Source organism: Brasilonema sennae CENA114 (assembly GCF_006968745.1).
Lineage (GTDB): Bacteria > Cyanobacteriota > Cyanobacteriia > Cyanobacteriales > Nostocaceae > Brasilonema > Brasilonema sennae.
Genome location: NZ_CP030118.1, coordinates 3883544 through 3904251 on the forward strand (window position 1 = coordinate 3883544; position 20708 = coordinate 3904251).

Here is a 20708-nt window from a genome sequence, read left to right on the forward strand (position 1 = left end):
CTAACCCAGGGCTAAAGCCTCTGAATTTCCACACATCCCACGAGGTTTTATGAAAGATTTACAAACTAACAAGCTGCAACCGATCGCACTACCTCTACTTCCTGAAAATCCATTGGTTTCAGTGTTGATTTCAAACTACAACTACGCCAGATACATTGGTGAAACTTTAGAAAGCGTACTTTGCCAAACCTACCCACACTTTGAAGCTATAGTTTGTGATGATGGCTCTAGCGATAACTCCTGTGAAGTTATCGAAACCTATGTTCAAAAAGACCCCAGAATTAAATTAATCCGTAAGCAGAATGGAGGTATCGCCTCTGGTTTAAATGCAGCATATCAACAAAGCAAAGGAGAAATTGTTTGTATCCTAGATGCAGATGATCTATGGATGCCTACAAAGTTGCAAAGGGTAGTAGAAAAACTGAAATCTCAATCCAAGTGCGGTTTTGTCATTCATAACGTCATTCAAATTGATGGGCAGGGGAAAAATATAAAACCAACGCCTATGATGAAGCAGTTAGCTTCAGGCTGGATGGCACCAGATGTTTTAGAAAATGGTGGTTTCATTGAAAATCTTCCTCCTGCTTCTGCACTTAGTATTCGCAGGGAAATAGCTAGTCTGATATTTCCAATAAACGAAGCAATGAAGCGCCATGTAGATGGTCTGATCATTTTTCTGGCTTTACTTGTGACGGAAGTCAGGGCTGTGCCAGAAGTGTTAAACAAGTTTCGTTTACATGGAGCAAATACTACAAGTCTAGCACCCATAACAGTAGATAGTATGGAGCGATCGCTCTCTGCCCTTGAGCATATCCATCAGGAACAAAAACAGCTTCTGAAAAAGGTTTATGGTACGGAAATTGCAGACAAATTAAGGGATTTGCGGTATAGCTTAGCAATTTGCCAGTATCGCTACTTGCTTGCTCGCCTTAAAGGTATCTCACGCAAACAACGCCGAGAAGTACACCAGCATTTGATCTCACACCCACAGTTTAGTACTGAATTTAGCTGGTTCAAACCTCAAAGGTGGCTATTCCAATGGAATTTACCAGATGCGCTTTTTACACTGTTGTTTAATCAGGTGTATGGAGTCAGTCCCCTGAAGCAATTTGTCAAGTCCCTATTTGCAAGAAAACCAGCTATGCATTCTGCAAAACTGCTAAGCGAGTAAAAAGTCGGGTAATTATTTTTAAAAAAAGAATTAAGTATGCAAGAACTGCAAGATAAGAAACTTCAACCCATAGACCTTTCGCCACTTTCAGATGCACCGTTGGTTTCAGTGTTGATTGCTAACTACAACTACGCCAGATACATCAGCGAAACTCTCGAAAGCGTACTTTGCCAAACTTATCCCAATTATGAAATCATAGTTTGTGATGATGGCTCTACCGATAACTCTTGTGAAGTCATCGAAAACTATACTCAAAAAGATTCCCGAATCAAGCTAGTACGAAAACCAAATGGTGGTGTAGCTACCGCCTTAAATGCAGCATACCGGGAAAGCAAAGGTCAAATCATTTGCCTATTGGATGCAGATGATGTCTGGATTGATAACAAGCTGCAAAAGACTCTGGAGGTTTTTCGGTCAGATCCTCAGTGTGGCTTTGCTATTCACAATGTTATTCAGATTGATTTCCAAGGGAACTTCATAAAACCTACTGCGATGTTCCAGCGTTTAGCTTCAGGCTGGCTGGCACCGTCTGCTTTGGTAAATGGTGGATTAGTTGACAATATACCTCCAGCTTCTGCACTGAGTGTCCGACGCGAAGTAGCTGACTTAATATTTCCACTCAATGAAGCATTTAAGCGCAATGCAGACAGTCTTATATTCCGTTTCGCTCCATTAATCACAGCGATTGGGGCAGCACCAGAGGTACTAAGTAAGTTTCGCTTGCATGGAGCAAACACAACAAGTCTAGTCAGCGTGACACCAGATTTTTTGGAGAAAGATTTAGTTATTATGGAGCGGGTTCACCAAGAACAGAAACTGTTTGTAACAAATGTTTATGGTGCAGCGATCGCACAAAAGCTAACCGATTTAAAGTTCAGCGTGCTAGTGTCCAACTCTCGCTACTTGCATGCCCGTCTGACAAACAAATCCAAAATAGAGAGAAAAGAAATTCATCAGCACCTAGTTGCTAACCCACGATTTCACACCCACTTTAACTCTTTACCTCAAAAGTGGCTGGTGCAATGGGGTGAATATCTACCAAACGCGTTTTTTGCAGCCTTTTTTAACCTAGTGTATGGATCAAGCCGACTTAAGAGTTTTGCCAGATGGTTATTTAGGCGAAACTTAACTGCAAGTTTTATACGTGGTTAATCCACCGTCACACATCTAATGTTCTCTTAGCAAAAAGGGATATATCAAATGCTCAAATTAAATCTTGGTTGTGGTTCTCATATTCCAAGTGGCTGGGTAAATGTAGACTATGCACTAGGTGCTTGGATCGCAAAGCTACCAGTCTTTTCTATAATCAATAAAACATTCAAAATTATCAACTTTGACTGGTCAGATAAAATTTTTATGCACGACCTGAGGAAGAAATTTCCTTGGGAAGATAATTCAGTCGATGTAGTTTATAGCTCTCATACTCTGGAGCATCTATCTAAAACCGAAGGACAACATTTCTTAAAAGAATGCCACCGTGTCTTAAAGCCTAATGGCATTATTCGGATTATCGTGCCAGACTTGAGAGCTATTGTCAACAAGTATACGCAAGGTGAAATCGCTGCCGACGAAATGCTTGATGAACTTTATGTGAGCTATGATTCTCCTCGTGATGGGGCGCTAAAGCGGAAACTAGCACCATTTATTCGATTTCCTCATAAGTGTATGTATGACACTCCAGCGTTACTACGGATTATGTCTGAAATTGGCTTTGAGGTTGCTAGCAGACAGGCTTTTGAAAGTGAGATAGAGGATGTGCGAGCAATTGAACGCTCTAGTCGAACTGATGAAGCTGTCATTATTGAAGGGAAAAAAATATCTGCACCCCGCTACAAGCCAGTTAATTCTGTGCAGTCAGACCCTTTGGTAGGTCAGCGTTCATAACAGGAGAGAAGCTATAATGACCAGCTCATCCCTACGCATACTGTTTGTCAGCCACGCCTATGTTGTTGGTGTGAACCAGGGAAAGCTTGAGGCGCTCGCCCGAACTGGCAAAGCACAAGTCGGTTTGCTTGCTCCTAGCAACTGGAAAGCATTGGAGTGGAATCGCCTACTTCCACTAGAGACACCCTACCCCAATATCAAAACTTATTCAGCACCTGTCCTTTTTCCAGGTCGAGGCGGCGCTCATATTTACGCGCCTTGGAAAATTTGGCAAGTACTCAACGACTTTCGACCAGACGTGGTACAGGTAGAGGAAGAAGTTTTTTCTATTTGTGCGCTTGAGCTAGCAATTTGGAGCCGACTCACCAAGACACCCTTAGTCGTGTTTGGTTGGGAAAACATGGATCGACAACTTCCGCTTCCGCGCCGTTGGCTGCGCCAATTTGTCATGAGTACGGCAAAGCTGATAATTGCTGGCAATCGTGATGGAGCGGAGTTGCTGCGTCAATGGGGTTACACTGGGTTAGTGGAAGTCATGCCTCAGATGGGAGTAGACACTCAATTATTTACTCCGGATAGGCGATCGCCATCGCACCAGCACAAAGATAAATTTCACATTGGTTTCCTGGGGCGGTTAGTACCTGAAAAAGGCGTTGATGTCATATTTGCAGCTGTCCGCCAACTCCAACAGCAAGGACTCAACTGCCAAATCATCCTTTGTGGCTCTGGTTCTTTTGAAGAAACTCTCAGACAAGAGGCGCTTCTTCACCAGATTGCCGATCTAGTTACTTGGCAAGGAGCAGTACCCCACGACAAAGCCCCAGAAGAAATCAGCAAATTTGATGTCCTAGTTTTGCCCTCACGAACTTCCCCAACTTGGAAAGAGCAGTTTGGTCATGTGCTAATTGAAGCAATGGCAATGGGTGTGCCAGTCATTGGTTCTAATTCTGGCGAAATTCCCAACGTGATTGGGCGAACCGATTTAGTCTTTCCAGAAGGAGATGCTCAGGGACTAGCGGCAATATTGGAGCGCATGATCCGCGATCAACAGTGGTGCGAAGAAACTGGACGCTATGGCATGACCAGAGTGTATCAGCATTACACGCACGAACGGATTGCAGAGCGGTTGCTTAACCTATGGCAAAAATTACTGGAGCCAAACAATGCGGCATATGCGATGAGACATGAAAAGCTCATATAGCAGTGTCTTAAATCTAGCTTTGATGATGTTTTGAGGGTAAAAGATTACCAATGCGTGTAGTGATTGCGCGGATGATGCCTGAACCTAGCATGGATGTCTATGCCGATAACATAATTTCAGGACTGCGATCTGTCCGACCAAACTGGGAGATTGTTGATCTCAAACCGCAACCTGTTGACAGAAAAAGTCGTTCTCTGTTACTCAGAGTTTGGAAATACTACGAACGTTTCTGGCGCTTTCCTCAACAAGTGCAGCAGCAAGTTGCAGATATTTTTCATATCATCGACCCCAGCGAGGCGCACATCACTTATTGGTTAAAAAAGAAAAATAAAGCTGTTGTCGTCACCTGTCACGATCTCGTCAACTTTTACTCTCACGATAATCTTCAAGGTTCAGTGGAACTGCCCTTCCTCAGTCGTGGTATGTGGATACATGCTGTCAAAGGTATGAAGTACGCCGATCATGTCGTCGCTGTTTCTTCTGCAACAGCCAAAGATACGACTCAAATAATGGATATTGAACCTGCACGTATTTCTGTAATACCTAATGCAGTTGAAGCCGCATTTCAACCATTACCCAAAGAACAAGCTGAGTCTTTACGGCAAAAATATGGAATTTCACCAGAAACAGTTTGTTTACTAAATGTAGGCTCCAATCATCCGCGTAAAAATCTCTCTACCATTCTTAAAGTCATAGAAACTTTGCAGCAGCGAGGCTTGTCTATCCACTTGTGGAAAGTGGGTGCAGACTTTACAGATGAACAAAAAATATTCATCAAAACTCAAGGGCTAGAAAATCATATCAGCTACTTAGGCAAGCCAGATAAATCTACCCTAATTCAAATTTATAACGCCGCTGATATGTTAATAGCACCTTCACTCCATGAGGGATTTGGCATAACCCTTTTAGAGGCAATGGCTTGTGGAATTCCAGTTATTACCTCCAAGGTTTCAGCCATGCCTGAAGTAGTAGGAGATGCGGGAGTATTAGTTGATCCAAACGACTATCAAGCAATTGCAGATGCAGTGTGTCATCTTCACAATCATCCTGATTCCTATCAGGAATTAGTCAACAAAGGACTTGCAAGAGCTAAACTGTTTACCTGGGAAAAAGCAGGAGAACAAATTGCTGAAATTTATGAGAAAGTTCAGGCTTGTAAGGAATTTAAAGGAGTTGCTAAAACTTAATCGCTAAAAAAATCTTGCACTAGTGTTTTTATAGTAAAACTTAATTTTTTCATTGTTCAATCTATTTTAAAGAGGCGCTCTAGATATGAAAATTCTGATGTCCGCCTACTCGTGTGAACCAGGCAAGGGATCTGAGCGCGGCGTGGGCTGGAATGTTGTTCGGGAAGTCGCTAAATATCACGAAGTTTGGGTTTTAACTCGATTTGACGAAAGTGGGGAAGCAATTGAAGCCGAGCTAGCCCGCAACCCAGTGCCTAACTTACACTTCGTATATTTCAATCTTCCCATCTTGGGTAGCCTCTGGCGCTGGGGGTCAAGCGGTGCGATGCAAATCCACTACTATCTTTGGCAGATCCAAGCATACTTTGTAGCCCGCCGTCTACATCGTGAAATCGGCTTTGAAGTCGCACAGCACGTTACTTTTGTCAAGTATTCAAATCCTAGCTTTCTTTCACTGCTGCCAGTTCCTTTTGTGTGGGGACCTGTTGGTGGCGGCGAATCTGCGCCAAAAGAGTTTTGGCGAGATTTTAGCTGGCGTGCAAAGACTTACGAAATTATGAGGGACTTTGTTCGCTTTTTAGGGGAACTTGATCCGTTTGTGCATCTGACTGCTAAAAAAAGTGCTGTCGTTAGCGCTACAACTGAGGATACGGCTAAGCGACTGTACAAAATGGGTGTCAGTAATGTGGAGGTTTTATCTGCGATAGGGCTGACGAAGGAAGAAATAGCCAATCTTGCTGAGTACGGGATGCCAGACGCTTTGCCAGTAAGGTTTATTAGCATCGGTAGACTGTTGCATTGGAAAGGGTTTCATCTGGGACTGCGTGCCTTCGCCCAGGCAAACCTGCCTAATGCCGAGTACTGGATTTTGGGAGACGGTTCGGAACGCGATCGCCTTCACACTCTTGCCCAAGATTTAGGAATTGCTCAACAGGTAAAGTTCTGGGGCGAGTTACCCCGTGAGGAGACTTTGGCAAAGCTAGGCGAGTGCCATGTGCTAGTTCATCCCAGTTTACACGATTCTGGGGGGTTGGTGTGTATGGAGGCAATGGCAACAGGGCGTCCGGTCATTTGTCTGGACTTGGGAGGACCAGCTTTGCAGGTTACTGAGGAAACTGGCTTCAAAATTTCTGCAAATCATCCGGATCAGGCAGTCGATGACTTGTCTAAAGCAATGATTAGTGTCGCTAAAGACCCAGAACTACGCCTACGTATGGGTCAAGCCGGACAGAAGTTAACAACAGAGGCTTTTAGTTGGCAAGTTAAGGGAGAACGTTTGGCTGAGGTTTATGAAGAAATCGTAGCCCAGAAAGAAAAAATAACGAAGCAGCCTGAATTGCGATTGCGCGGAACGCAGACGCCAAAGGCGTATCGCTAAGTACATTCAAATTTTAAAAATAACGCCCTAATATGCATATCCTAATTGCTGCTTTACACAGACCTACAAAACCGACTGGCGTTTGCAGACACGCTGTAAATCTTGCTCAATGTCTTGTTGATACCGACCAAGTAACCAAAGTTACTTTAGTTGTAGGAGCATGGCAAAAAGATTACTTTGAAAAAACTTTTAATCTGTCTTCACAAAAAATTAATTTACTGAGCGTAGACATTAAAAATAGCTCAGTTTCAAGAAATCTCTGGTTTTTATTTGGTTTACCAAAACTCGCCAAACAACTCCATTCTAATATCGTCCATCTTTCATTTCCACTTCCATTTCTTCGCTCACTTTTTCCCTGTCCAGTCGTGACCACTATTCATGACCTATATCCTTATGAATACCCAGAAAACTTTGGCTACCCAAATGTTATCTTCAATCAGTTATTTTTGAAACAGTGCATCAACAATAGCGATGGACTTTCCTGCGTTTCCAAACAAACACTAGAATTCCTAAAAATTTATTTCCCCCACATTGAGCAACGGAAAAAAACTACTGTCGTTTATAACTATGTAGATTTTAGTCAGATTAAACCAAGAGTACCCAAGAATATAGAAAGTAGTATTAATACTCCTTTCTTACTTGCCGTTGCTCAGCATCGTAAGAACAAAAATTTAGATATCTTAATACAGACATATTCTCTGTTATTAAAAAATAATCAGCTAAAAGATTCAACTAAGCTGATTCTCGTTGGTAGTTCTGGACCTGAAACAGAAAACATTTGTCATCAAATCCGTACACTTTCTTTAGAAGAGCGCGTGCTAATGCTTTCATCAATAGATGATGATGAACTGTGTTGGCTATATCAAAACTGTGAACTATTAGTAGTGCCTTCTTCTACAGAGGGTTTTTGCCTACCACTAGCTGAAGCACTATATCTTTCATGTAAAGTAGTCTGCTCAGATATTCCTATCTTTAGAGAAATAGGCTCCTCTAACTGCACTTATTTTGAACTACAAAACGATAGCGTTGAAAATCTTTCACAAGCTATTATTCAATGCCTAGCTCAGCCTGATTCTGATTATAAATATCCCGATTATTCTTTTTCCAAATCAAATGCCGCATATCAATATATCAACTTTTATTCCACATTAATATAATTATAATTACTAGAGTGAGCAATAAGTTAACTTTTCGTTATAAACCAGTAAAAATACTCATGCAGTTCTTTTCTGAAAGAATAGAAACCTAAGAATGATCAATACAAAAAACTCTATAAATCAACATTTTTGGAAACCACGTAAACAAGTATACCTTACTAGTTTATCACTCATAATAATTGCTTTTATAAGTATTTTCTACCCCCGTATTATTAGTGCAGCAGGTGTCCCTAAAGTCATCAATTTTGCACATTTTTTGTTGGTTCCATTTGCTCTCATAGTTGCGATAACCAAGACCCGAACCAAGGATAGCAAGCAAATAGCAACTACATGGGAAATTATAACTGCGTGTTTTATCTTTCTTGGGGTCATACTTACCAGTGCGCTTTTGAATAAGGCAGGTGCGATTAATGTATTCTTGGATTTCATGATACTTTGTGAGCCTTTTTTGATGCTGTTGACGATAATTTGTATACCCTTAACGCCAGCAAGTTTTCAAAAGTTGAGAGCTTGGCTGCTAGGTTCTGCCTTAATTAACCTATTAGTAGCTTTAATTCAGAAACCTCTGATAGATATGGGTAAGATTAGTGTTGCCCAATACACTCCCCAGGACGCTGTTCAAGGTGTTTTTTATTTGTCAGGCGCTGGCAATTATGTATCTTGCTCCGTTTCATTAGCCGTTGGTTTGTATTATTTGCTGAACGCTAAGACTGTCTCTATTTGGATACGAGGATTTTTGTTACTCCTTGCGTTTTGGCAATTATTAATTTCCGACTCCAAGCAGGTGTTAATAGTATTTGTAGTAGCCTGGATGCTTTTGGTATTTTTTAAATACAATGATTTTGGCAAAGCACTAATGTATATAATAATTTTTACTTTGTTTATTATAGGTTTTTATTGGTGCATGGAAAACCTAGAAATAGAAGGCTTGGAAGCATTTAAATATTGGTTTAGCAGAACAGAACTTTACGGTCCTGATGGTGAGGCTGTTAGGACTAAAATGGCAGCAGTTCCCATGATTGTTTCTTACTATAAGTCACCCTTAAATTGGTTGTTTGGTCTTGGACCAGGTCATACCGTGGGACGGTTAGGAGGGTGGTTTTTCCGCGATTATTGGAGTCTATTAGGTCCGCTAGGGGCTACAACTCATCCTGTGAGTATAGAAGTCTGGGATAAAGTGTATGCAAGTTGGCTTGCCAAGGAGTCTTCAATGTTTATGCCTTTATTTAGCTGGCTTGGCGTCTGGGGAGACTTAGGGTTTTTAGGTCTAGGGGCTTATCTGTATCTTGGCTATGTCTTATGGTCTCGTGTTTGTGTGGATGATTTTTGCAAATTTTTGACGCTGACTCTGTTTGTCTTTGGTCTGATTTTCACTCAGATGGAAGAGGCGGGTCAAACCCTTACTGTGGCTATTTTGATTAGTCTACAATGGCATGAGCGGCGGCTGGCTCGACAAGCACATCAGCACCCCTTAAACAATGTCTAGAAAGTAGTAGATTTGACAGAAAACTTGACATTAGGGAGTCGAGTGCGAGCGATCGCCCAAACTTATTTCATCCCTTTTTTTCGCGTTACTTGCCCTGAGTACAATGGTAAGGCAACAGAGGGACCACCTCTAGATGGCAAATCACGATGATTCAAATTCTTAGTAACTTTGCCTCTTGTTTCTCTGACAATTACTGGATACTGATTTACACCCGAAGTGCCAACAGAAAAGCTGACAGAAGAATTATTGACAAGGAAGCAAGCCTTTCCAGCAGGGGGAACATATCCTGAGGCGTATATTTCCCCGCCTAGTACTTCGGTGCGACCACCATTATTTGTTTCAATGGCGGAACCAGGTCCTTCTATTTTGAAACCAAGAATCCAGAGATCTCCACCATTGTTTGTGACCTTGGCGTTGTACCCATCTTCAAAGTTCTCTGGGTTAAATTGTCTCACCCAAACTTTTTGAGGAACGTTAATTCTGATAGTTCCAGAATAGTCCTCTATATAAAGCTCGCCAAGTGGTACACCTGATGCTGGCGTTTCATTTTTGTAAGCACCGTATCCCGCAGGAATCCTTTTAAGCACGATACTTCTAGCGGATTTATTGTGCATAAAATAACAACCCGCTGTTTCAGTATTGGTATTAAAAATAGTGCAATCTAGGGCTTCAATGACCAACAAATCACTACCATCAACTACTTCCCATAGCGCTTTTGGCTTACTCTTGTCTCTAAAGTAAGTGTTGTTTTTAGAAAAAAGTATAGTTGCTTTCATACCAACAATTTTCTTGACTGTTGATGGAATCACTAATTTTGTACTTATAAAATAACCAAGCCCTGACTTAAAGTAGACAACAGGTTTACCAGAATTTAGTGCTGCTTGGATATTGGAGGTATCATCTCCTCCTGTTGGAGGACCAACAAAAGCCCAATCTGAAAAGTTGTTATTGTAGTAATTTGGTGTTTCTTTTACTTGAAGATTCAAGCTTTTTCGAGTTGAGGAGAACAGTTGTTTGACAGGTAGTGAAGAATACTCGATCATAGGATTTTCTGTCTTCTCAGACTGTCTCCTTTTTGTTATGCTTACAACTCGGTAACCAGAGGTTTTTACATTTCTTAAGAAAAATTCTGAATTATCACCCACACTATCAATAGCAACTGAATTTTTAGTATTTCCTGAACAAATTAATTCAGAATCTACCATAACTAGAAAACCTGCGCCATCAAGCTTAATGACTGGAATAGTTCCTTCGTTGTAGCTAATTAATCGGCGGATCGCCATAACTTGTCCATTATTATATATACCTGCTACTCGCTGCCCTTCAATTGCGATATTTTCAAAAGTCAATCCATACTCCATCCCAAAAGCATATATTCCGTAATTAAATCCAATTATTGTGACATTTTTAATCAAGCATGGACCAGGACCAAAGCGAATCATAGCAAGTCCTATATCTCCCAACATTTTAGGATCTGAGGATTTTATAGTGACATTTTCTAAAATTCCTTGATTATTTGCAAGATACTCTAGCCCTCTTGCACCAATATTACCTATTCCAATATCAATAGTTAAATTCAAAACAGAGTTATTGAATGCTTGATTACCTCCTCCTGCCTGAGGACCGTCTTGAGCAATCGGATTATCACTCCCAGTTTGCAGAACATCTTTTGGGTTCTTTGAGTCTGTAAAACCGGGACAATTATCTTTCAATTTTATAATAGTATTTTGTTTGTTGTATCCTTGTAAAATTAGGCGGCAGCGCCAAACTCCATTAGTATCTTTTGCAGAAATAGTATTTGAAACCAAATATGTTCCTTTTGGAAAATATACTATCCTTTTCGTTCCAACAGCAGCGCTAATAGCAGATTGAATGGCGGTAGTGTCATCTGTCCTTCCATCTCCGCGAGCGCCATAGTCCTTCATGACGTCAATCACTCCAGCATCAGCTGGATAAGAAATATTTTCATTAGGAAAATTATTCAAGTTCTTGCGAAACTTATTAAGCTCTCGCTTACCACTTGAATCTTTTGGCGACTGGTTAATTGGGGTTGCCTGGTTGTTTTCAGCACAGTTAACAAGCAGTTGTGAGAATGTTAATGTACCTGCACTTAGCAAAAAAAATCGTCGTTTCATCGATTATAAATTTTCTATTTTCTATTTTTGCTTTTAAATTAATTAGTACAATAAATCAGAATATACCTTACCCCCCTACACTATATTTGTAGAATTTATCAGCCATAATGTTTGATGCTTTGAACTCACATTAAACTGAGGCATTCCCACTCATTAACCAGTGGAAGAAAGATTGGATGTAAAGAACTTTATCTTGCAAGCGTTCCCTCACCTGAATATGGTAGAGAGTTCTACCCAGAAATCTATCGGAAGTCCTGACTTGATCAAAAAGTTGATTGTATACTCGGGGGGCGATCGCACTTACCATCGGTTCAGCTTTTACCTGCTGCCAAATTTCTGTAGGCAAGACAACTCCTAAAAGATCATGTGCCAAGAAAAGCCCTAAAAACAGTATCCGTCTACACCCAAAAGTGCTAGCTTGTTTGAAGACTTTTTCCCAATTTAGATCTGGGTGTTTGTGAAGGAGTGTAGCAATATCGCACAGCCATGACAGCCTTTCCCACATATGTCTAGACCCATGTACGCATAAAATTGGTAGCCAGTCTTCTAGGGGCAGGTAGGATATAGTTGTGCCAGCCAATGAGAATGGTTCCAAGTCTTGCCACAAGTGTTTAGGTTCGATGGGAGTGATGTACTTTGGTGCAATTCGCCAATGAATTTCTAAAAAAATTCCTTTGTCATCGTGAATAAAGTCATAGGTATGCTCAGTTTTAGCTTGCAGATAAGCAATTTCTTCTGCATGAGTCATTTCAACATTGGGTCGATATCCTTGATCAAGCAGCAATTTCTTGACTGCAAAAATATCTTGCACTTCGACAATAATATCTAAATCACCGAATTGCCGTAGAGCTACATCACCGTATATTAAGGTAGCTAAAACTGGCCCTTTATAAGGTACTGCTATAATCCCTTGCTCCTTCAAAAGTTCTAGGAGTTTTATGAGTTCTCCAGTCAAAAACAAGTTACGCCCAGCGATCGCACCGAAAAGACTACGTAGCTGGTTCAAAGCGGAGTCGGGCAAAGCTTTTGGGCAGACAGCATTGAGGCGGGTATACACTAAGGGTATGACACCGTGTCCATGTGCTATTTGGATTAAGTATTGCCAGTCAATGTTTTCTTTAACCAAGGATTTGATGCGTTCGCTAATAGCATCATCAACCTGTGGGCGGACGCAACAAAGAAGTAGCTCTATTTCGGGGCGAATATTTGTCTCGAAATTCCTGATATATGGTCTTGGTAAAGTTTGCATTTTCATTAATAAGTTGTAATAGGTGTATCTTATTTTTGGCTTTTCAATATTTGCGTATAAGCTTGCTTAAGGGTAAAGATAGGAGCATAATTTTGAATTAGCGATCATCCAATTTAATTAGCAAACCCTCGGCGTACAACTGATCTATAAAAATATCCACATCAGAGCGTAGCGTGGTTTCATTAATGTCGTAGATTTTTAATAACACTGTTATGACCTCTTCCAAATTGCCGTGCTCAACAATAGCTAACCAAATATCAGCAGCCAAATCAGTTAGTCCAAAGCTTTGCTGTGTTTCAAGGTTGCCAATCACAATTTGCTCCCCATACTGACCAAAGACAACCTGTGCCGCAGGCTTGAGGGATCCGGTTGCCCCAGGCTGAATTTGCACATTCAGAAGCTTGGAAGCACCCTTAAATTGATTTTTCAAGCAAACGTCTTTTGGAAGAAGCAACCAGGAACCTTCGATTTTTTCCGTAATAGAGTTCCAAAAAAAGCGATCTGGCTCATTCCAACTGAAACACACATGGTCAGTTTTTCCAACCCAATAGCGGAAACCGCTAAGGTTGAAGAGCGAGTGTTTCTGCCAAGCTTGGTAATCATCGCCCAATTCTTCAGGTGCGTAGTCATAAACATCGTGTGCACTCACACAAGCAAGGACGTGAGGTTCACAAGTTATGATGCGCGAACGCAACTCAGGATGAGAGTACAGATGGGCAAAGATCATCTTCTGCTGCGAGTGGGATTGCACAAAGCCGTAGAATCGCGATCCTGTATACACGCAGTCATCCACTACCACCCAAGGCACATCCGGCGATTTCGGTGGCTGTAATTGCTCACTCGTGAGTCCTAAACAATAAGCCAGCATACCCAGTACAATCAGTCCCCCGCGAGGAATGCCGGTGAAGTGAAAGCGTTTCAGTTCCTCATGACCAAAGCGATCAATTAACTGATAAGCCAAGCGCTGACAGTCTAGCTCAGCTTGACCATAGCTAACATAGCGCATCCGAGCTAGATCCCGATTCAAGCTTTGCAACTGTGTCCAAATTCGGAATTTAGCAACTTCATCAAAGCAGCCCAACACCGCAAGTACAGGTTCGGGAGTCGGTCGAGCAATCAATACGCTTGGAGGCATTTCTGCCCAACTAGGACTACAGGCAATGGCTTGAGTTAACCTACACAATGCCTCAGCAGGTTCAGCTATTTGGAGTTCACGACTGTAATGAGCTAGGGCTTCGGCAGCAATCGGAATGCTATAGATTTTCGGTAATGACTTAGAAAGTGGTGATTCTGCTTCACTAAGTTGAGAGAGGGTTTCTTGCCACATAGAGTTTTCATCTATATTGTTGGGCTTGGGTTTCAAACAAGTGGGCATAGGTAGCGCCCAACTGCATCAATTCGTCATGAGTTCCACTTTCGACAATTGAACCGTTTGCCATCACATAAATACGATCCGCCATTTTGACGGTTGATAAGCGATGGCTAATCAGGATAGCAGCTTGATTTTTGATCAGTTGGCGGAACTTTTCAAACACCTCGTATTCAGCCTTGGGATCCATCGCACTAGTAGGTTCGTCCAAAACAATCACTTGAGAGTCCCGGAGAAATGCCCTTGCCAATGCTATTTTCTGCCACTGACCAATGCTCAGTTCTTCTCCTCGCTCAAATAACTTGCCCAGGATGGTGTCATAACCTTGAGGTAAATGAGTAATAACATCATCAGCACCAGAACGACGGGCAGCAGCAATTATGCTTTCACGGTGCGGTGGTAAGTCGATGTTACCTAACCAAATGTTTTCTTGAGCTGTGAAGTGGTACTTAGCATAGTCTTGGAAAATCACGCTAATTTCTTGACGTAATTCTGCAATTTTAAATTGGCCCAGGTCAATGCCATCAATAGTGATACTTCCAGAGGTTGGAGCGTATAATCTGCATAAGAGTTTAATGAGGCTAGTTTTGCCGGAACCGTTTTCTCCCACCAATGCTACGACTTCCCCTGGTCGAATAATCAAGTTAATATCCTTAAGTGCCTGACGGGTAGTGGTAGAGTATTGGAAACTGACATGATTAAAAACAATGCCACTTTGCATCGGTCGGGGGATAGGCACAGGATGTAAAGGCTCAACCAATTTGGGTTTCAGGTCAAGGAATTCATAAAGGTTAGCGAGAAATAGGTTGTCTTCATACAAACCAGACACACTACTCAATAGACCTTTAATATCGTTCTGTCCACGTTGCAATGCTTGATAATACAAGACCAGATCCCCTAGTTTGAGGACACCTTGGATAGCTTGATTGACGATGAAGGCAAGGACAGCAAACATTAAAATTGCTGCTACAGCTTGAGCAGCAAAGTTAGCCAGAGAACGTGCGGTGAAAATGACTAGGCTTTCTTTATATATTTGCCGTCGGATACGCAGATACCATTGACTGAAGTAGGAGCCTAAATTAAACAAGCGAATTTCTTTAGCGAACTGGTCTGATGTCAGCATCCAAGCTAAGTACATCGACTGTCGTTCTTGAGGTGTGACTTTACGCTGCCAACGGTACAAAACACGAGTGTATTTTACCCTTACTAGCATAGAGGGGAGACCAGCAACAAATAACATTAAGGCAATTCCCCAATGAAGTGACAACAGTAAGCCAACCATTGCTAGCAAGGAAATACTATTTTGTCCCACCTGTGCCAAACGATTCAGGATTTGGGGAGGGCGGTAAGGAGCTTCTTGTTGAGCACGTTGCAGAGTATCGTAGTATTGGGGATTTTCGTAATATTCTAGATCAGCTTCTATTGATTTAGCCTGGAGAATACCTTGCATATAGTCACTCACCTGCTGCGAGTGGGCGGTATTGACCAGTTCTGTTAAGGAGGTGCAAAGCGTAGTGACTAGGGTGACTACACCTGCTAGGACAATTAAGAATAATACCTGACCAAAGGCTGCTGCTTTGTCAGCTGTGTTGAGGCTGGCAGCGACCGTATCGACGATGAGTTTAGCGAGATAGATTGTTAGTAAAGGCAGTATGCCTTGGATCACCAAGAGGACGACGCGAGCGATCGTCCAACTGGGACTGCTTTGCCAAACTAGGCGCAATGCAGGCAAAAAGCGTAATGTGTTTTGGAGTTTTTGTTTTAATATTTTGCCTGCTTGCATAGTTTATTTTTCTACAAAAACAAAATATTAATAGGTTAAATAGCCGCTGCTAGTGTTGAATCTAAAGTCAGGTTGTGGAAAAAAGTTATTTTTGACAGTTCAGCTAGTGTAAACACCCTCTTTAATATCTTCCTCTATCAACTTCACTAAATCCGGAAGAGCATCTAAAGAAAATTGCCGTTGCAGTCGGCACACAGGTACCTGCTTAACTAGCTTCTGGCACTGCTCAAAATGTGTCTTGGTAAAGTCTGGAGTTTGTAATAAATTGACAGCGCGGGAATAGCGCACCAACTCCATGAAAGCATTTGCAGGATGCAACGGTTCAATGGTGTGTTTAGTTCCTTTGTCGAGCACGTAAAGACGCTTTAACGGCAGCAGTTTTTGGCAAAAACCTTCGGAAAAGCGGAGAACCCGCTTTTCCGTCATTGAGTGTAGTAGGGGCAAATTTTCCGGAGTATGCCCTAAAGAAGTGGCTGCATCAGACCATAATTTAATCTGGGGAAATCCTGGAAATACGATGGGTTGGTCAGTATCCATCTTGACAGCCATCAAATCATCCGTGAGGATACTGTAATCTTTAGTGTGGAATGCTTCGGCTAGCGTTGACTTACCCCATCCAGAATGACCTAAAAATGCTATTGCTCCACCTTTCACGGCAATGCTACTGGCGTGAAGAACAAGCAGTCCTCGTTGCCTGAGCAGTACTGCAATAGCTGGTCCGAGAATAAAAGGACGCAGTAAATCCTCATCAATTCCTGGGTCTGGTTCAACAACAATCTTGTGTCCTAACTCTACCAAAAACCTTCCTACTGTTGAGTTTTCTAACTTTAAAAACCCTACTAGCCTTAAGCCACCATTAGCAGCTTCATTTTCAAAGTCACCGATCTGCCCCTTGGAAATGACTACATCTGGCTGTTGCCTGGTAATTTCTGGTATTAGTTCACTGGGCATCAATTCAGGAAAAGCCAATTTTGAATGAATACAGAGATTATAGGCAGAGTAAGCAAACACCTTTGAGTCACCTTTTTGGTTGTTCGGGAAGAATTTAAGGGAATAGCTATGAATCTTCATAGCTATTCCCTTAGGAGAAACTAGCTTCAACAAAGAAGACTTAGAGTTGCAAGGGCGTTAATGACTGGCTTATTCCTTGTAAAGGATGCTACAGCATACCTTGAACTCTAAAGCTGCTTCTTAGATACATTGCCCGCTGCTATTTTTGACACAACCATCAAGTGAACCAGTACCACTTTGAAGAGGAACACTAGCCATTGGCGGTCCAAAATAGGTATCTTTTGCACTAGAATTAAAGCTAAAAGCTGTGATCTCGCTCACGTTACCGTGATTGGTAAGTCTAGGGGCTTCGTAAGTTTTTTTCATTGTTTTCAATCCTGTTGTGAAGTATTGTGTATTTGGGTAGATGCACCCAATTTCAATATGAGTACGTATAAAGATTGAGCGTAATTTATACTTCCAACTAATTCTATTGTTTGAGTTGGGTGTGATCTAGCCAAAAAGCCAACATGGCTACTTGCCAGAACAGTAAGTCTGTTACGCTTTCAGAGGACTTAATGTCTTTTATAGATATTAATTCTTCATAGATTTTACGTAGGGCTTTGACATCCACATAATCAGTGATGGAATGTAAATGATTTTGCATCACTCGATCCAAATGCTCCCGATTATGTTCCAATAGTCCATACAAAAAGCTGGAACTCATATCGCCTTTGCTGCGACGCCACTGCACTTGTTCTGGTAGAACATTTGACATGGCACGACGCATAATAAAGCGAGACCAACTTTGGCGAAACTTTTGTTCAGGTGGTAGAGACAAACAGAACTCAATCAAACGCTTATCCATAAAAGGGTGGCGCGTCTCAATGGAAAATGCTGCGGAATACTGATCTGATACTTCTAGGGCTTGTGTCAATACGCCCGAAGTCAAACCCCGCCAATGCTGTTCTCTTTCAGTAAGGGGTTGATTAGACTGTGAATTCTTGAGAACCTGAATACGCTTTTTGAGACTGATATGCTTGGCAAATTTACGCTTAACGATTTGGTTGCGGTCATTATTTGCTGGTTGATTGTGTCCGCGCAGCAATTGCCAAGCCTGTCGTATTGGTTGAGGAAGCAAAGGCTTAAAGCCGTGGTGCAGGAAAAGCGATCGCCGTGAGACGTTAAAGTATTGCAGGATCTGATTGATTTGTTTGGCAAAAGTAACCCATCTCCCAGAGCGTGCCAGTTCTTCGAGATACGTAAAAGCATAGTATTGAAGAATTTTACGTGGTGAAACACTAGCAAGCTTGTGTAAATCATCGACTTCCTTTGCGAAAGTTGACCATTGTCCTTTTCTGACCAATTCAGTCAGATAAGCTTCGCCATGAGACAAGGTATTATCACCGTCAAAGCCATCTAAAACAACACGAACCCCCTCTTTGTGAGTTGCTTCATTTAATCCCCAAACCAAAAAATGTGTAGGTGCAGGAATCGCTCCATCATGATATTGAAAAATTTGATCTAAATCTGATAAAGGACCCCGCCTATCAGCATGAACATAATGAGAAACTATATTCCCCTGAGCCAAAACAGCCTCAATAAAGGGGCGCTCATCACATTCAGGAACTGCATCAAAGATATTGGAGAAAGTGTGCAATTGGCGATTTTCTTCTTCTTCCATCAGCAATTGCCGTGCCATACAGGTAATAGAAGAGGAATCTATCCCACCACTAAGATGAGAACCAACTGGAAAAGCGCTACGCAAACGACACAGCACTGCTTCAGCAAAGATTTCACGTAATGCTTTGGCATATTCCTCATCTGATCCTAATTGCAACTCACGGCAATAGTCAAGTGACCAGTAGGAGCGAATTTGCATTTTCTTGGCGCTCAACGTCATGCAACTGGCAGGAGGAAGACGAAAAATATCTTGATAGAATGTGCTGGACTTATCGTTAAATATGGATGCCAGATAGTCGCCTACCTTTACTTCATTTAGCCTATGCGGTATTTCCTTCAGGCATAAAAGTCCCTTAATTTCAGAACCAAAAGCAAAGATTTTACCTGGTTGATGGTAATAGTAAAAGGGTTTAACACCCATGTGATCGCGAGCACAAAACAGGGATTGCTTGTGCCGATCCCAAATCGCAAACGCAAAGTCTCCTAAAAGATGTTCTGGGCAGGACTCACCCCATTTTTCGTAAGCCGCCAATATTAACTGGCTATCCGTGATTTTTTCGGATGGGCACTTATCAAATTGTAACACATGGATAAGTTCATCCCGGTTATCTATTCGACAATCTGCAGTAATTGCTAAATCACCTGTCTGGTTAACTAATGGCAGTTTTTCTAGCAAAGATTCTGGTGTTGTCCACAGCATCCGGTGCCCTAAACCGACAGATCCGTCAACCCAGATATCTGCACCATCAGGTCCCCGGTGAGCCAAGACTTCAACCATTAGTCCTAGATCTTCCCGATCTACAGGGCGCTTATCCAGGCAGTAAATTCCCATAATTCCGCTCATAGCTTGACTCCTTCGAGAGATGGCATTGGGATAAAGCGTGAGAGATCAGGAAGATTGCCGATCGCAACCCATCCCTGATACTCAATCCAAGCGTGAGCCTCTAATTGTCCTCCCTGTTCTTTAGCAACACCTATACGTAATTCAGACGAGTAATGATAGCGGTTCATGAGAAACTGAGTCGTCAAGGCGCGAGCCAGACACTTTGCCCCACCAGGCGTATAGCGTGTTGCTACGTTAACAGCCCAAACAATCTTGCCTACAGAAATTTGACTTTTCTGAGTCGAACATGGGAAACGAATATTTTGCTGATTTATCTTTTGCAAGAGCTTTAGTAAATTCCGAAAGGCGAGAAAAAACAGCCCCAACCTAATTGCCCCTAGCAAGATAAAGGTGATTGCTAAAAGAGAGTGATCGCTCCCAGAAAGTTTCAGAAAGTTACGCAACTGTTTCATTGTTAACTTTAACTAGCTCTACAGCTTTCAATTCTTCCAGCAGTGCCAAAATATCTCTCATACAAACTTCTGGTTCTACTTCATATTCTTCCAGAAGCTTGTGTTTAATATCTTTCACTGCCTTGGGTTGCTGAATGAAGTTCCAAATCTTTGCTCCTAGTTCATTGAGTCCGTGGTAGACTCCTGATCTGAGATTCAGAATGACTGCTTCGCCACCAAGATCTGACGATATCTGCTCTACAGCAGCTACTACTATCGACGACTCTGAGATCTTGTAGTTCAATGATTTTGAGGTCATGATTACAGGGATTTCCTTTAGATGCTTGATCTTATTCAAAAAGTTATTTTTAGAAATTGATTTTCAAATCAGTAAATACACTGGAAATCTCTCAAGAGGTATATTAATTATTAAAAATTTATGCAACTTGAAATAATCAAGATGAGTGATTGACACACAGTAACTAACTCTATCCTATTTATAGGGTTTTACTTGTCTACTAGACTACTCGAACTATACCAATTGGTTGAGTTTCCAAAGCTTTACTCTGATAATAAAAACTATCACAGTCTTAACTGTTAAGTAGGTAAGCGGGAAATTTTTTCAGTATATTATTGCGAGTGGAACGTAGACCCCGGAGAGGGCTTCCCGCAATAGAAGCGCAATCGCAATAGTTTTGACCTCTTTTTGTTTTGTTACGTAGTTAGGTTTACTTGTGGCTACCTACTTATAAATTGTCCC

The 20708-nt window shown here is 41.7% G+C and carries 17 protein-coding genes; 8 read left to right on the forward strand and 9 right to left on the reverse strand.

Annotation, left to right across the window (positions count from 1 at the left end; genetic code table 11):
- Window positions 1-49: 49 nt before the first annotated feature.
- From DP114_RS16515 to DP114_RS16550, 8 genes are all read left to right on the forward strand, one after another.
- On the forward strand, window positions 50-1171 hold the full coding sequence (locus DP114_RS16515) for a glycosyltransferase family 2 protein (protein WP_171976608.1): 1122 nt from the start codon (window positions 50-52) through the stop codon (window positions 1169-1171).
- A 36-nt stretch (window positions 1172-1207) separates the two neighbouring features.
- The gene (locus tag DP114_RS16520; protein WP_171976609.1) at window positions 1208-2323 is read left to right on the forward strand and encodes a glycosyltransferase; all 1116 of its coding nucleotides are present in this window, start codon (window positions 1208-1210) and stop codon (window positions 2321-2323) included.
- Window positions 2324-2371: 48 nt separating this feature from the next.
- Entirely contained in the window at window positions 2372-3055 is a 684-nt protein-coding gene (locus DP114_RS16525) for a class I SAM-dependent methyltransferase (RefSeq protein ID WP_169263818.1), read from the forward strand.
- Window positions 3056-3071: 16 nt separating this feature from the next.
- Window positions 3072-4256 carry a glycosyltransferase gene (locus tag DP114_RS16530; RefSeq protein WP_171976610.1) on the forward strand — a complete coding sequence of 395 codons (1185 nt, stop codon included), beginning with the start codon at window positions 3072-3074 and terminating at the stop codon, window positions 4254-4256.
- 50 nt (window positions 4257-4306) lie between these two features.
- Window positions 4307-5443 carry a glycosyltransferase family 4 protein gene (locus DP114_RS16535; protein ID WP_171976611.1) on the forward strand — a complete coding sequence of 379 codons (1137 nt, stop codon included), beginning with the start codon at window positions 4307-4309 and terminating at the stop codon, window positions 5441-5443.
- An 85-nt stretch (window positions 5444-5528) separates the two neighbouring features.
- On the forward strand, window positions 5529-6821 hold the full coding sequence (locus DP114_RS16540; RefSeq protein WP_171976612.1) for a glycosyltransferase family 4 protein: 1293 nt from the start codon (window positions 5529-5531) through the stop codon (window positions 6819-6821).
- 32 nt (window positions 6822-6853) lie between these two features.
- Window positions 6854-7978, forward strand: coding sequence for a glycosyltransferase family 4 protein (locus DP114_RS16545; RefSeq protein WP_171976613.1), 1125 nt, complete (start codon window positions 6854-6856; stop codon window positions 7976-7978).
- 427 nt (window positions 7979-8405) lie between these two features.
- Entirely contained in the window at window positions 8406-9464 is a 1059-nt protein-coding gene (locus tag DP114_RS16550) for a hypothetical protein (protein ID WP_246162558.1), read from the forward strand.
- A 62-nt stretch (window positions 9465-9526) separates the two neighbouring features.
- Here the strand turns inward: DP114_RS16550 and DP114_RS16555 are convergent, their stop codons facing one another.
- The 9 genes from DP114_RS16555 to DP114_RS16595 form a co-directional block, all read right to left on the reverse strand.
- Complete coding sequence (locus DP114_RS16555; RefSeq protein WP_171976615.1) at window positions 9527-11599, reverse strand: glycoside hydrolase family 55 protein; 2073 nt, start codon at window positions 11597-11599, stop codon at window positions 9527-9529.
- A gap of 130 nt (window positions 11600-11729) precedes the next feature.
- Entirely contained in the window at window positions 11730-12854 is a 1125-nt protein-coding gene (locus DP114_RS16560; protein ID WP_246162559.1) for a nucleotidyltransferase domain-containing protein, read from the reverse strand.
- 91 nt (window positions 12855-12945) lie between these two features.
- The gene (locus tag DP114_RS16565) at window positions 12946-14175 is read right to left on the reverse strand and encodes a PqqD family peptide modification chaperone (RefSeq protein WP_171976617.1); all 1230 of its coding nucleotides are present in this window, start codon (window positions 14173-14175) and stop codon (window positions 12946-12948) included.
- A gap of 7 nt (window positions 14176-14182) precedes the next feature.
- Entirely contained in the window at window positions 14183-16000 is a 1818-nt protein-coding gene (locus DP114_RS16570; protein WP_171976618.1) for an ABC transporter ATP-binding protein, read from the reverse strand.
- A 99-nt stretch (window positions 16001-16099) separates the two neighbouring features.
- Complete coding sequence (locus tag DP114_RS16575) at window positions 16100-17071, reverse strand: serine kinase (RefSeq protein WP_246162560.1); 972 nt, start codon at window positions 17069-17071, stop codon at window positions 16100-16102.
- A gap of 120 nt (window positions 17072-17191) precedes the next feature.
- Window positions 17192-17377 carry a lasso peptide gene (locus DP114_RS16580; protein WP_171976619.1) on the reverse strand — a complete coding sequence of 62 codons (186 nt, stop codon included), beginning with the start codon at window positions 17375-17377 and terminating at the stop codon, window positions 17192-17194.
- A 103-nt stretch (window positions 17378-17480) separates the two neighbouring features.
- Window positions 17481-19517 (reverse strand): lasso peptide isopeptide bond-forming cyclase, encoded by a 2037-nt coding sequence (locus DP114_RS16585; protein WP_171976620.1) that lies wholly within the window; start codon window positions 19515-19517, stop codon window positions 17481-17483.
- Entirely contained in the window at window positions 19514-19969 is a 456-nt protein-coding gene (locus DP114_RS16590; RefSeq protein ID WP_171976621.1) for a lasso peptide biosynthesis B2 protein, read from the reverse strand. Before DP114_RS16590 ends, DP114_RS16585 begins: the two co-directional genes overlap by 4 nt.
- Window positions 19953-20267, reverse strand: a complete 315-nt coding sequence (locus DP114_RS16595) for a PqqD family peptide modification chaperone (RefSeq protein WP_169263805.1) — start codon at window positions 20265-20267, stop codon at window positions 19953-19955. The genes DP114_RS16590 and DP114_RS16595 overlap by 17 nt, the downstream gene beginning before the upstream one ends.
- Window positions 20268-20708 lie beyond the last annotated feature (441 nt).

Excerpts from the sequence above, each read along its gene's own strand:
- DP114_RS16515 (WP_171976608.1), top strand. The coding sequence starts at position 50 with ATGAAAGATTTACAAACTAACAAGCTGCAACCGATCGCACTACCTCTA.
- DP114_RS16520 (WP_171976609.1), top strand. The coding sequence starts at position 1,208 with ATGCAAGAACTGCAAGATAAGAAACTTCAACCCATAGACCTTTCGCCA.
- DP114_RS16525 (WP_169263818.1), top strand. The coding sequence starts at position 2,372 with ATGCTCAAATTAAATCTTGGTTGTGGTTCTCATATTCCAAGTGGCTGG.
- DP114_RS16530 (WP_171976610.1), top strand. The coding sequence starts at position 3,072 with ATGACCAGCTCATCCCTACGCATACTGTTTGTCAGCCACGCCTATGTT.
- DP114_RS16535 (WP_171976611.1), top strand. The coding sequence starts at position 4,307 with ATGCGTGTAGTGATTGCGCGGATGATGCCTGAACCTAGCATGGATGTC.
- DP114_RS16540 (WP_171976612.1), top strand. The coding sequence starts at position 5,529 with ATGAAAATTCTGATGTCCGCCTACTCGTGTGAACCAGGCAAGGGATCT.
- DP114_RS16545 (WP_171976613.1), top strand. The coding sequence starts at position 6,854 with ATGCATATCCTAATTGCTGCTTTACACAGACCTACAAAACCGACTGGC.
- DP114_RS16550 (WP_246162558.1), top strand. The coding sequence starts at position 8,406 with ATGATACTTTGTGAGCCTTTTTTGATGCTGTTGACGATAATTTGTATA.
- DP114_RS16555 (WP_171976615.1), bottom strand. The coding sequence starts at position 11,599 with ATGAAACGACGATTTTTTTTGCTAAGTGCAGGTACATTAACATTCTCA.
- DP114_RS16560 (WP_246162559.1), bottom strand. The coding sequence starts at position 12,854 with ATGAAAATGCAAACTTTACCAAGACCATATATCAGGAATTTCGAGACA.
- DP114_RS16565 (WP_171976617.1), bottom strand. The coding sequence starts at position 14,175 with ATGTGGCAAGAAACCCTCTCTCAACTTAGTGAAGCAGAATCACCACTT.
- DP114_RS16570 (WP_171976618.1), bottom strand. The coding sequence starts at position 16,000 with ATGCAAGCAGGCAAAATATTAAAACAAAAACTCCAAAACACATTACGC.
- DP114_RS16575 (WP_246162560.1), bottom strand. The coding sequence starts at position 17,071 with ATGAAGATTCATAGCTATTCCCTTAAATTCTTCCCGAACAACCAAAAA.
- DP114_RS16580 (WP_171976619.1), bottom strand. The coding sequence starts at position 17,377 with ATGAAAAAAACTTACGAAGCCCCTAGACTTACCAATCACGGTAACGTG.
- DP114_RS16585 (WP_171976620.1), bottom strand. The coding sequence starts at position 19,517 with ATGAGCGGAATTATGGGAATTTACTGCCTGGATAAGCGCCCTGTAGAT.
- DP114_RS16590 (WP_171976621.1), bottom strand. The coding sequence starts at position 19,969 with ATGAAACAGTTGCGTAACTTTCTGAAACTTTCTGGGAGCGATCACTCT.
- DP114_RS16595 (WP_169263805.1), bottom strand. The coding sequence starts at position 20,267 with ATGACCTCAAAATCATTGAACTACAAGATCTCAGAGTCGTCGATAGTA.